Raw genomic sequence first — 12,278 nt, 5'->3', positions numbered from 1 at the left:
CGCAGTGATAAGTTTCGGCTTAACCTGCTTTAGTGTCGGATACACATTAGGTAAAGATAATCATAAATCACAAAAATAGCCGCCCAGGTCTGGTAAACTAAGCGACTATTTTTGTTTCAGTTTATATCGGGCTAACCGTCTATCAGTAGCACTCTCTTTCTTTAATTATACTATCATGAGTTATTAAAAATGTCAATTAGCGAACATTTTCATTTCTTTCCCATGTTAAATTTAGAAATTGAAAGAATCCGTATCTGCGCGGTAAGCGATCTCTCCGTTGCAGATCGTGTAATGTACTTTTCCGAACAGGGTCTCACCGAGGAACGGGGAGTTGCTGGATTTCGAGTGGAAGTTCTCGACTGTCCACGATTCATCCGGATCAAACAGGACGAGGTCTGCGTCGGATCCGGCACCGATCCAGCCTTTTGTCGTCTCTAAGTGATAGAGGGTTGCCGGGTTCAGTGTCATTTTTGCGAGAAGCTCGGAGAGGGAGAGGTGGCCGGCACGCACAAGGCTTGTGATGCCGAGCGCAAGGGCAGTCTCGAGTCCGATGATACCGCTCGGACACTCAGTCAACGGCCTGGACTTCTCTTCTGCGCTGTGCGGAGCATGGTCAGTCGCGATGACGGTGATGATATTTTCTTTGAGTCCGCGGATGATTTCTTCACGGTCGGACGGGGTACGCAGAGGCGGGTTCATTTTAGCGAGAGAGCCGTGTTTGAGCACTGCGCTCTCATCAAGTGTGAAATGATGAGGCGTAACCTCAGCGACAATGTGGGCGCCGAGATCCTGGGCCAGTTCGACGAGGCGGACAGAGTGACCGGAGCTGATGTGCTGGATGTCGATGACAGCACCGGTGTCGAGAGCCAGCATGCAGTCGCGGGCGACGAGGACATCCTCTGCGGCAGCAGGAGAACCGCCGATTCCGAGCTTGTCAGAGACAGCTCCGCGGTTGATGCCGTTGTTTGTGATAAGAGCAGGGTCTTCCTCATGAAAACTTAACGGTACGTTCAGGCGAACGGCTTCTTCCATCGCCCTGCGCACGAGGGAGGAATCCCTGAGCGGGATGCCATCATCGGTAAAGCCGACTGCTCCATGTGCTTTGAGCTCTTCCATGTCTGTGAGGATTTCACCCTTCATGCCGACGGTGATATTTGCGGCGGTGAGCACGTTGATTCCGGTCTTCTTGCCCTCGCGGATGACATACTCGAGCGTTTCTACGTTGTCAACTGGCGGTTTTGTGTTTGCCATGCAGACAACCGTTGTAAAGCCACCGGCAGCGGAAGCCATTGCTCCGGTATGGATATCCTCTTTGTAGGTGAGTCCCGGATCACGGAAATGTACATGAACATCGATGAGTCCCGGGGCAACCACAAGACCGCGCGCATCAATGATCGAATCGCAGTTTGGATAACGGTCCGCCAGATTTGCTCCCATCTCTACAATTTTTCCATTTTCAACAGCTACATCCATGACGGCGTCGGTTCCTGTCTTCGGATCGATCACCCGTCCACCTTGAATCAGCATCATAATCTTTTGTCCTCCTAACAATCCAATCGTTGAAACACTGAAAAACAGCTCTGTAAAAATCTCGGTAACTGCTTATAAATTTAGCATATCACGAAATGCGGAAAATGAACAGAAAGACAGGAAGAAAAGTGAAGAAAGAAAATGGATCAAAAGAACAAAAAGAATGTTACTGTATACGAGTGAAAAATTTTTGAACAGACAGAAAAAAACCGCAGCCGTCTGCAAGCAAAATCAGGCGGACTGCGGTGGGATTACTCATGGTCAGCTGTTGCTGTCGGATGCGTAAAAACTGATCAGATAAAGACCGCAGAGTCCGACCAGAGCGTAGATGATCCGTGAGAGCCAGGTCATGCTTCCGAACAGAAACGCGACCAGATTGAAATTGAAAAATCCGATTAGCCCCCAGTTGACGGCGCCGATGATGGAGAGTGTCAGCGCGGTGTAATCCATTGCTTTATTCCGCATGGCAAATATACCTCCTTTTACAGACAGTATGACACGGAAAAAGCGGAATTATACATATACGCGATATATACGCAATTAGTAAGTACGCGCAGGAAAAATATACGCGCAGGCAAAATAAAAACCTGTGACAATGTATAGCAAGCTCTGCGGGAATGTTTCATTTACATTCAGGATTTCTGCGAAAGGTTTCCGAGATAATCGCGGATTTCCCGGATGTAGATTTCTCCCATCTGACTCAAAATCACATTTTTTTTGACGAGATATCCGATCTCCATCGCTCCGCCCGGATTGTCACTCTCTCCTTCAAGCGGAACGGCAACATACTCATCTCCGTTGAGTTCTTCGCAGATGATGCCGGAGCAGAGCGTATAGCCGTTTAAACCGATCATCAGGTTCAGCATCGTGGCGCGGTCGCAGGCTTTGATGATTCGTGAGTATTCGTTGGTGCTCAGGATTTCCTCTGCAAAATAGAAAGAGCCGTTGTCGCCCTGCTCGAAAGAGAGACACGGATAGTCTGCAAGCTGGGCAAAACGGATGGAGGGCAGGGAGGCGAGAGGATGGTTTCGCCAGAGATAGACGTAGGGCTGGCAGTCAATCAGCTTATGAAATTCCAGGTTGTTGGAGTGGAAGAGTTTGGTCAGCACGGCCCGGTTAAAATCATTCAGATAGAGAATTCCGATCTCACTTCGCATCGTATTTACATCGTCAATGACATCACGGGTCTTCGTCTCACGGATTGCGAACTCATAGTCAGAAGTGTTGAAGTGTTTGACCATCTCCACAAAAGTTTTTACGGCAAAAGAGTAGTGCTGGGTGGAGACACCAAATTTCTTTTTAAGGTTTCCGTTTTTCCCATATTTGCTCTGGAGAATCTCGTACTGGTGATAGATCTGCCGGACATAGCTCAGAAACTCGGCACCGTCGTTTGTCAGAGTCACTCCGCGTCCACTCCGGTGAAAGATCAGAATGCCGGTTTCACGCTCCAGTTCCTGAATCGCACTTGTCAGCGAGGGCTGGGCGACATAGAGAAGTTCTGCTGCCTTATTGAAAGACCCGGTCTCAGAGATTGTGATCACATAGTGCATCTGCTGAAGTGTCATAGAAAAAAACTCCTTTCACAAAAAATATCCCACCCCGGCACATGTATACGGATATACAGACCGAAGTGGGATGAGAGAGACGCTTTGCGAGCGTCGATTTAAAATATGTGAGTGAGAAGAAAACTTCTGCAAGTTTTCTGTGAGTTATTTGGATTTAACCTCTTTCCACGCTTCGTTGTAGAGATCATCGACCTCATCACCCAGGTATTTGAGGACTTCACAGTTTTTCAGAGAATCCACATCCGGGAAGATGGCCTTGTTGTTCTGGAGATCTTCGTCAAGCAGATCGAAAGCGCCCTTGTTCGGGGTGGAGTAGGTGATGTACTCGAAGTTCTTCTTTGCAATTTCCGGACGGCAGAGGAAGTCGATCCATTTCTCTGCATTTTCCTTGTGCTTTGCATTCTTCGGGATTACCCAGCAGTCGATGAAGAGATCGGTTCCCTCCTCCGGAATGACGTAGATCAGATTGTCGGCAGCATTTGCCTCGTTCTGGATGTAGAGCATCTCGCCAGAATAGATGACGCCGACAGCAGCCTCGCCGCCGATCATCTTATCGCGGACCTGGTCAACCACGTAAGCCTGAACGAGAGGTTTCTGTGCGATCAGATCGTCTTTTGCCTTGGTGATCTCATCCGGGTTTGTGCTGTTCATGGAGTAGCCGTTCTTCTTGAGACCGGTCATGAAGGCACTGCGGATGCTGTCCTGCATCAGGATTTCGCCGTCAAGGCGCTCATCCCAGAGATCGGACCATTTGGTCGGAGGCTCCACGCCGAGCTCTTCAAGGCGCTCCTTGTTGTAGAGGATGCCGATCGTGCCCCAGGTGTATGGAACTGCATACTTGTTTTCCGGATCGAAGGATTTTGCAAGCTCGAGATAGAGCGGGTCAATCTCCTTGAGATTTGGGACATTGTCAAAATTGATCTCTGCGAGAAGATCATGTTCACGCATTTTCTGGATCATGAAATCAGAAGGGCAGACTGCATCGTAAGCGATACCGCCGGCTTCGATGACCGGGAACATTTCCTCGTTTGTCTCGTACATATCGTAGACAACCTCAATGCCGGTTTCTTTCTCAAACTCATCGATGACACTCTCATCGATGTACTCACCCCAGTTGTATACATAGAGCTTGTTGTCCTCATCGCCGCCCTCTTTTCCCTGAGAAGAAGCGGAGGAAGAACCACATCCTGCAAGAAGAAGGCAGGGGATGGTCAGTGCAGATGCAAACAGAAGCAGTTTTTTCATAATGTTTTTTCCCTTCTTAGTAGACATATGATGTCAGATTTTTAATTTCATTTTTTTATGTACATAGGCGACGGAGGTGGAAAAGTCAGGGCAAACCCGTGTGAGACGTCAGTGCTTAGATCGCGTAGTTTGCGATCTTATGCACTGCTACGTTGCACTGCATGTCGAGGAAGCGCCAGTGACGCTTCCGTTGACAGAACCCGGAGCGAGAGCGAGTTTGCACGACCTTTTGCCACTGTAGGAGCCGGGAACTAGTAGTCAACCAGCTAATCAGCAAACCTTGATCGAGTGTAAATTAGTTCGACTTAACCTCTTTCCACAGCTCATTGTAGATGGAGTCAGTCTCATCGCCGAGATATTCGTACACTTCGCTGTCTTTCAGAGAATCGATATCCGGGAAGACAGCCTTGTTGTTCTGGATCTCCTCGTCGAGCAGATCGAAAGCGCCCTTGTTCGGGGTGGAGTAAGTGATGTAATCAAAGTTCTGCTTTGCGATTTCCGGACGGCAGAGAAAATCAATCCACTTCTCTGCGTTCTCTTTGTTCTTCGCATTCTTCGGGATGACCCAGGAATCGATCCAGAGGTTTGTTCCCTCTTCCGGGATCACATATTCCAGAGCGTAATCGAGGCCGAGGTCTTTCACCTCGTTCTGGATGTAGAGCATCTCGCCGGAGTAGACAACGCCGACAGCAGCCTCGCCGCCGATCATCTTGTCGCGCACCTGGTCGATGACGTAAGCCTGAACGAGAGGTTTCTGATCGATCAGATCCTGTTTTGCCTGCTGAAGCTCATCTTCATTCTCAGAGTTCATGGAATAGCCGTCTTTCTTTAAAGCAACCATGAAGGCGTCGCGCACGCTGTCCTGCATCAGGATCTCGCCGCTAAGGCGTTCATCCCAGAGATTGGACCACTTGGTCGGAGCGTCCATGCCGAGCTCCTCGATCATCTTCGTGTTGTAGAGGATGCCGACGGTTCCCCAGGTGTAAGGCACGGAGTACTTGTTTTCCGGGTCAAATGATTTTGACATTTCCAGATAGGTCGGATCGATCTCCTTGAGATTTGGAACATTGTCAAAGTTGATCTCTGCGAGAAGATCATTCTCACGCATCTTCTGGATCATGTAGTCAGAAGGGCAGACCACATCGTAGTTGACACCGCCTGCTTCGATAACCGGATACATTTCCTCGTTCGTCTCGAACATATCGTAGATGACCTTGATTCCGGTCTCCTCCTCGAACTGGTCGATCACATCCTCATCGATGTATTCGCCCCAGTTGTATACATAAAGCTCATTGGAACCACTTCCGTTTCCGCTATTGTCCGCGGAGGAAGAACCAGTTGCGTTTCCGCCACAGCCGGAAAGAAGCAGGGCAGAGCATGCAGTCAGGGAGGTCAGGGATACTGCAAGTACTATTTTTTTCATAATCAAAATCTCCTCTAATTAATTAAAAAATCTTAATTAAAAAATCAAAATGTTACTGCTCCGCCTTTTTGCGCGGTGCAAAATTGCTGATAATGAGCAGAATCAAAACCGCAGCGAAGATCACGGTGGACAGTGCGTACATTGACGGTTTGATGCCTCGGCGCACCTCGCTGTAAATCAGGGTGGACAGGGTGTTGATACCTGCACCTCTCGTGAAATGGGTGATGATGAAATCATCGAGCGACATCGTGAATGCCAGCAGAAAGCCGGAGAGCACGCCCGGAAGAATGTCCGGGAAAACGACCTTGAAGAAAGCGCGAATCGGGCTTGCACCAAGATCGAGAGCCGCCTCGTAAGTGAATTTACTCGTCTGTTTAAGCTTCGGCATGACGCTCAAGATCACGTATGGAATGTTGAACGTGATGTGGGCGATCAGAACCGTCTGAAATCCAAGTGAGATGCCGAAGGCAATGAACGCAAGCATCAGGGAGATGCCGGTCACGATGTCGGCGTTGAGCATCGGGATATTTGTAATGCCCATCATGATCGTGCGCGGAACCGGCTTCATGCTGTTGATTGCGATGGCTGCCGCCGTTCCGATGATGACTGCGATCAGAGCCGATAAAAAGGCGATCAGAAGCGTATTCTGAAGGGCATCCATGATGTTACGGCTTGCAAACATCTCCGTGTACCAGAGGAGGGTGAATCCGCCCCACTGGGTACGGGACTTGGAACTGTTAAAGGACAGAACGACCATCGTCGCAATGGGCGCATATAGGAAAATCATGATGATGACGAGATAAAAATCCTGCCAGATGCGCCGGAGATTCCATTTTGATTTCTTCATGATTAGAATCCGCTCCCTTCTCCGTTTTTGTCATATTTTGCAATCAGCGCCATGCTGATTAAGATAAAGATCATCAGTACGAGGGAAAGGCCGGAACCCATATTCCAGTTGCTTCCCTTGGTGAATTCCTGCTCGATGACGTTTCCGATCAGAAGGATCTTGCTTCCACCGAGGAGGTTGGAGATGACGAAGGTGGTCAGTGCCGGAACGAACACCATGGTGATTCCGCTGATGATACCCGGTACACTTAATGGTAACCATACCCAGATGAAAGTCTGGAAAAAGTTGGCTCCGAGGTCGCGGGCGGCATTGATCGTGTTGTCGTCAATCTTGCATAAAACATTGTAAATCGGAAGAACCATGAACGGCAGGAAATTGTAAACCATGCCGAGGATGATCGCTCCCGGGGTGTTGATCAGGTTCTGCTTCGGCAGATGAAGCATACCGAGGATACCGTTGATGACGCCGGCTTTCTCAAGCAGGGTCTGCCATGCAAGGGTGCGGAGCAGGAAATTCATCCACATCGGAAGGATGAAGATGAAGACGATAAAACTGCCGCTTCCGACATTCCGGTTTCGCAGGATCATTGCGAGCGGATAGGCAAGCACAAGGCAGATGATCGTGCTCACAAAGGAGAGCCCGAGGGAGAGCCAGAGTGCCTTGATGTGTTCCGGTGTTGAGATCGACAGAACGTTTGCGAGCGTGAACGCTCCGCTCTTGTCAGTCAGTCCGTAGTACACGATCAGGGCGAGCGGGATGATCGTAAAGCCGATCATCCAGAAAAGATAAGGTCCGGATAATAATTTCTTATTCATTGACTCCAACCGCCTCCTCATCTTCAGAAGCAGGTTTGTTCATGATCTGGATGTTGAACGGATCAACGCGCAGGCCCACTTTTTTGCCGACCGGGCAGAGGGTGGTGGAGTGAACCAGCCACTCAAAGCCGTCCGGGGTTGTGATTTCCATCTCGTAGTGGACACCCTTGAAGATCAGGTGTGTGCAGGTTCCGGTCAGGGTACCCTGCTCCGGCTCGACAAGTTCGATATCCTCAGGACGGATCACGACGTCGACCGGCTTATTGGTGCCAAATCCCTTGTCGACACAGGCAAATTTGGCGCCGAAGATCTCTACGAGCTCATCGTGAAGCATCACGCCCGGAACGATGTTGCTCTCACCGATGAAGTCGGCGACGAATGCGTTCTCCGGCTCGTTGTAGATCTGCTCCGGAGTGCCCATCTGCTGAATGTAGCCCTGGTTCATGACGACGATCGTGTCGGACATCGTCAGTGCCTCCTCCTGATCGTGGGTGACGTAGATGAAGGTGATGCCGAGCTCATTTTTCAGGCGGATCAGCTCATACTGCATATCCTGGCGCAGCTTTAAGTCGAGAGCGCCGAGCGGCTCGTCGAGAAGCAGAAGGCGAGGCTCGTTTACAATCGCGCGCGCGATCGCGATACGCTGCTGCTGACCTCCGCTGAGGGAGTCAACCGTGCGCTTCTCGTAGCCGTCGAGGTTTACGAGTTTGAGCGCATATTTGATTTTATCGTCGATGTATGCCTTTGATTTGCCCTTGATCTTCAAACCAAAAGCGATATTCTCTGCAATGTTCATGTGGGTGAACAGCGCGTATTTCTGAAATACGGTGTTTAACTGGCGCTTGTTCGGCGGAAGATCATTGATCTCGGTGCCGTCGAAAATGACTTTGCCGGTGTCTGCTTTCTCAAAACCTCCGATGATTCTCAAGGTTGTGGTTTTTCCGCAGCCGCTGGGGCCAAGAAGCGTGACAAATGTATTTTCTTTTACGGAAAGATTTAAGTCATCCAGAACCATTGTCCCGTCAAAGCTCTTGGAAATATTCACTAAATCGATTAAAGACTGACCCATGTACGTCTCCTCCTCATGTGTGTGATCCGTTTTTATCCAAAATTAAAAACTTGGCGGAGAGCTGACCCAGATCAGAGTTGCTCCCGCTTTGCTGGTCAAATAATGTTGTTTGTCCGCGGTGAAGTAGAAGGATTCCCCCTTCTTTGCGCGGTAAGTTTTGCTCCCGATATGAATGGCGACACTGCCCTGAAGCACGTAGCCGAATTCCTCTCCCTCATGAGGAGTGTCCGGGTAGGTGGAACCGCCGGCTTCCAGCGTGAGGAGGATTGGTTCCATCACATTTTTCTGGGCGTTTGGAATGATCCACTTGATTGTGTTTTTTAAGTCTGCCTCATATTTCTCAAAATAATCCGCTTTTCCAAATACGATCTGTTCCTCCGGCGTCTCATTGAAGAATTCTCCCAGAGAAGTACCGAGACACTGTAAAATATCGGTCAGGGTCGCAATGGAGGGAGAAGTTAAGTTCCTCTCCAACTGGGAAATAAAGCCTTTGGACAGTTCCGCACGGTCAGCCAGCTCTTCCTGTGTGAGCCCTTTTAAGATTCTCAGCTCTTTCAGCTTTAAACCGATATCCATACAGATGCCTCCTGAAGATCCGGATATTTCCGGATACTTTTTGTTGCCTTGCATAGCAAGGACGCGCCGGCGACGCGTCCAATGTTAACCAAAAAGTTTAGAAATATTAAATCAATGTAAAATTAATCTCAAAGTTTAGTATTAATAAACACAAAACAACATTCATTATACAGAAAAATCTCTGTATGTCAATAGATTCTCAATAGATTTTTTCAGGAGAGTGTGGTAATATAGAAACAGTTGTTACTGTATACAGACAGGAAGTTTCTGAACGGTAACAAATCGTATTTGTGAAGAGAAACGAAAGACCGAAAAGGGGATCTAAGGAGGAATTGAAAATGGCTGTTTCAGGAAAATATATGGCATATGTAGGTTCTTATTCTTACACAGGAAAAGCGAAGGGAATTACCGTCTACGACGTGGATGTGGAGAAAGGCGTTTTTCACGAGCGCTGTGAAGTGGAAGTGGACAATTCTTCTTATGTGATTGCATCCAGCGACGGAAAGACTCTGTACTCGATCGCAGATGAGGGTGTTGTGGCATTCCGAATTCTTGAGAACGGCAGCCTTTCCAGACTGAACAGTGCAAAGATCAACGGCATGAGAGGCTGTCATCTCTCTACAGATGCCGATGACAAGTATATTTTCGTATCCGGATATCATGACGGAAAAGCGACAGTTCTGCGTCTGAGAAAGGATGGCGGAGTCGGCGAGATCGTGGATGGCGTCTTCCACAAGGGACTCGGAAGTGTTGCAGAGAGAAACTTCCGCCCGCATGTGAGCTGCTGCCGCCGTACCCCGGACAACAAGTTTGTTCTGGCAGTTGACTCCGGTCTGGATCAGGTAAAGATCTACAAGTTCGATGAGAAGGACGAGCACCTGGTACAGGTTGACATGATCCCGTGCGACATCGAGTCCGCACCGCGCTGCTTCCGCTTCAGCTCCGACGGAAAGTTTGCATATCTGCTGTCTGAGCAGAAGAACACGATCGACGTATTTACTTACGAAACGGGAAATCGTGTGCCGAAGATCGAGAAAATCCAGACGATCTCGACAACCGGCAAGAAGGCAAGCCAGCAGACGGCAGCCTGTGCACTGAGATTTTCACCGGATGAGAGACATATGTTCTGCGGAAATGCCGGAGATGAGACCGTTTCTGTATACAACCGTGATCCGGAGACGGGTCTGCTGACCCAGATCTGCTGTCTGCCGATCAGCGGAGAGTATCCGAAGGATATCGCCGTATTCCCGGACGACAGACACATTGCCTGCATCAACCACGGAAGCGGCACGATCACATTCTTCAAGGTGGACTATGAGAAAGGTCTGCTGATCATGAGCGCAAATGAGATCAAGTGCAACGAGCCGAACAGCTGTGCAATCGTAAAAGTCAGCGACTAATGGAAAGTCAGCGACGGATCCGGCAGCCAATCTGAAAGAAAATTTGAGAATGGACCGGAGTGTGAGCAGAGAGAGGGCCGGGCTGTCAGAAAGAGATTCGGGACAGTCCGGCAGAACAGGAGTGAGAGAAGAATGGCAGGATCAACATTTGGGACTGTGTTTCGCGTTATGACCTGGGGAGAGTCCCATGGAAAGGGAATCGGTGTCACGATCGACGGATGTCCGGCAGGCCTTCCGCTGAGCGAGGAGGACATCCAGCCTTATCTGAACAGGAGAAAACCGGGCCAGAGCCGTTACACGACAGCGAGACAGGAGAGTGATCTTGTAGAGATCTTATCGGGCGTCTTTGAGGGAAAGACGACTGGAACTCCGATTGCGATGATGGTTCGGAATACGGATCAGAGATCGAGAGATTATGGAAATATCATGGATGTGTACCGCCCGGGTCATGCGGACTTTGGATTTGACTCCAAATACGGATTCCGCGATTACCGTGGCGGTGGGCGTTCTTCTGGAAGAGAGACGACCGCCCGCGTGGCGGCAGGCGCAGTTGCATGCAAGCTGCTTGAGCATTTTGGAATCAAGGTGACTGCGTATGTGAAGAGCATCGGAGACTTTGAGATTGATCCGGAACGCTTTGATCTTTCTGAGCGCGACCGGAATCCGCTGAATATGCCGGATGCGGTTGCGGCAGCGGAGGCGGGAGAATATCTTGCGCGTCTGATTGAGACTCAAGATTCTGCCGGCGGCATTGTCGAGTGCGTTGCGGACGGAGTTCCGGCCGGCGTCGGAGAGCCGGTCTTTGACAAACTTGATGCGTGTCTTGCAAAGGCGATCATGTCGATCGGGGCAGTCAAAGGCTTTGAGATCGGAGATGGATTTGCAGTGGCAAAGATGCGCGGATCCGAGAACAACGATCCGTTCTGTATCGGTGAGGACGGAAGCGTGAAGAAAATGTCGAACCATGCAGGAGGAATTCTTGGCGGAATGAGCGACGGAAGCCAGATTGTCCTGCGCGCGGCGTTCAAGCCGACGCCGTCGATTTCGAGAGAGCAGCAGACTGTGAACCGTTCCGGTGAGAATACCCGGATCGAGATTCATGGCAGACATGATCCGGTGATTGTGCCGAGAGCCGTTGTCGTCGTGGAATGTATGACTGCACTGACGATTGCAGATCTTCTGCTTCAGAATCGCTGTGCAAAGCTGTAAAAAGAAAAGAACAGAACTTGAAAGATTCCGAAAAATAGAGAAGTACAATATAATAAGATTTGTTAATTTAAGCGATCGATTATGATTTTGGAGGAGACAGGAAAATGAAAATTGCAATGGCAAATGATCACTCAGCAGTGGAAATGAAAAATGAGATCAAGGCATATGTGGAGTCCAAGGGATACGAGGTTATCGACTTCGGAACGAACTCTTCTGAGAGCTGTGATTATCCGGCATACGGTGAGAAAGTCGGACGTGCGGTTGCTTCCGGCGAGGCAAAGTACGGCATTGCAATTTGCGGAACAGGAATCGGTATCGGAATTGCGGCAGGCAAGGTAAACGGTGTTCGCGTCTGCACCTGCAGTGAGCCGTACAGTGCCCGCATGTCGAGAAGACACAATGACACCAACGTGCTGACTTTCGGTGCGCGCGTCATCGGTGTTGAGATGGCAAAGATGATCGTGGATGAGTGGCTTGACAACGAGTACGAGGGTGGTCGTCACCAGCGCCGTGTCGATATGCTGATGGAGATTGAGAAAAACGCATAAGATTAAGAATCAATAGACAGAAAAGGAGGAGCCTCGCGGGCGATTGCGAGA

12 protein-coding genes are annotated in these 12,278 nt (G+C 49.6%); 3 read left to right on the top strand and 9 right to left on the bottom strand.

Annotation, left to right across the window (positions count from 1 at the left end; all coding sequences use genetic code 11):
* Window positions 1–231: 231 nt before the first annotated feature.
* The 9 genes from ACR0QE_RS03335 to ACR0QE_RS03295 all read right to left on the bottom strand — a co-directional run bounded on the left by ACR0QE_RS03335 (window position 232) and on the right by ACR0QE_RS03295 (window position 9,070).
* Complete coding sequence (locus tag ACR0QE_RS03335; RefSeq protein ID WP_432626968.1) at window positions 232–1,527, bottom strand: dihydroorotase; 1,296 nt, start codon at window positions 1,525–1,527, stop codon at window positions 232–234.
* 264 nt (window positions 1,528–1,791) lie between these two features.
* Entirely contained in the window at window positions 1,792–1,995 is a 204-nt protein-coding gene (locus ACR0QE_RS03330) for a DUF378 domain-containing protein (protein ID WP_177977198.1), read from the bottom strand.
* A gap of 167 nt (window positions 1,996–2,162) precedes the next feature.
* A complete protein-coding gene (locus ACR0QE_RS03325; RefSeq protein ID WP_432626945.1) occupies window positions 2,163–3,095 on the bottom strand; it encodes a LysR family transcriptional regulator in 933 nt (310 codons plus the stop codon).
* Between the two features lie 144 nt (window positions 3,096–3,239).
* Window positions 3,240–4,340 carry an ABC transporter substrate-binding protein gene (locus tag ACR0QE_RS03320; RefSeq protein WP_432626944.1) on the bottom strand — a complete coding sequence of 367 codons (1,101 nt, stop codon included), beginning with the start codon at window positions 4,338–4,340 and terminating at the stop codon, window positions 3,240–3,242.
* Between the two features lie 295 nt (window positions 4,341–4,635).
* Window positions 4,636–5,763, bottom strand: coding sequence for an ABC transporter substrate-binding protein (locus ACR0QE_RS03315; protein ID WP_432626943.1), 1,128 nt, complete (start codon window positions 5,761–5,763; stop codon window positions 4,636–4,638).
* Window positions 5,764–5,815: 52 nt separating this feature from the next.
* On the bottom strand, window positions 5,816–6,610 hold the full coding sequence (locus ACR0QE_RS03310) for an ABC transporter permease (protein ID WP_432626942.1): 795 nt from the start codon (window positions 6,608–6,610) through the stop codon (window positions 5,816–5,818).
* Window positions 6,611–6,612: 2 nt separating this feature from the next.
* Window positions 6,613–7,425: an ABC transporter permease gene (locus ACR0QE_RS03305; RefSeq protein WP_432626941.1), complete on the bottom strand. Its 813-nt coding sequence runs from the start codon at window positions 7,423–7,425 to the stop codon at window positions 6,613–6,615.
* Complete coding sequence (locus ACR0QE_RS03300; RefSeq protein WP_432626940.1) at window positions 7,418–8,494, bottom strand: ABC transporter ATP-binding protein; 1,077 nt, start codon at window positions 8,492–8,494, stop codon at window positions 7,418–7,420. The genes ACR0QE_RS03305 and ACR0QE_RS03300 overlap by 8 nt, the downstream gene beginning before the upstream one ends.
* A 42-nt stretch (window positions 8,495–8,536) precedes the next feature.
* Window positions 8,537–9,070 carry a helix-turn-helix domain-containing protein gene (locus ACR0QE_RS03295; RefSeq protein ID WP_432626939.1) on the bottom strand — a complete coding sequence of 178 codons (534 nt, stop codon included), beginning with the start codon at window positions 9,068–9,070 and terminating at the stop codon, window positions 8,537–8,539.
* A gap of 338 nt (window positions 9,071–9,408) precedes the next feature.
* Here ACR0QE_RS03295 and ACR0QE_RS03290 point away from each other — a divergent pair, with 338 nt between their 5' ends.
* The 3 genes from ACR0QE_RS03290 to rpiB all read left to right on the top strand — a co-directional run bounded on the left by ACR0QE_RS03290 (window position 9,409) and on the right by rpiB (window position 12,227).
* Window positions 9,409–10,470 (top strand): lactonase family protein, encoded by a 1,062-nt coding sequence (locus ACR0QE_RS03290; RefSeq protein WP_432626938.1) that lies wholly within the window; start codon window positions 9,409–9,411, stop codon window positions 10,468–10,470.
* Window positions 10,471–10,602: 132 nt separating this feature from the next.
* Complete coding sequence (gene aroC / locus ACR0QE_RS03285; RefSeq protein ID WP_432626937.1) at window positions 10,603–11,679, top strand: chorismate synthase; 1,077 nt, start codon at window positions 10,603–10,605, stop codon at window positions 11,677–11,679.
* A gap of 104 nt (window positions 11,680–11,783) precedes the next feature.
* Complete coding sequence (gene rpiB / locus ACR0QE_RS03280; protein ID WP_432626936.1) at window positions 11,784–12,227, top strand: ribose 5-phosphate isomerase B; 444 nt, start codon at window positions 11,784–11,786, stop codon at window positions 12,225–12,227.
* The last annotated feature ends 51 nt before the right edge of the window (window positions 12,228–12,278 follow it).

Source organism: Brotaphodocola sp., assembly GCF_050873065.1.
Classification (GTDB): domain Bacteria; phylum Bacillota; class Clostridia; order Lachnospirales; family Lachnospiraceae; genus Brotaphodocola.
The sequence above is the reverse complement of the archived record's forward strand: the minus strand, read 5'-3'. Positions and strand labels throughout refer to the sequence as shown.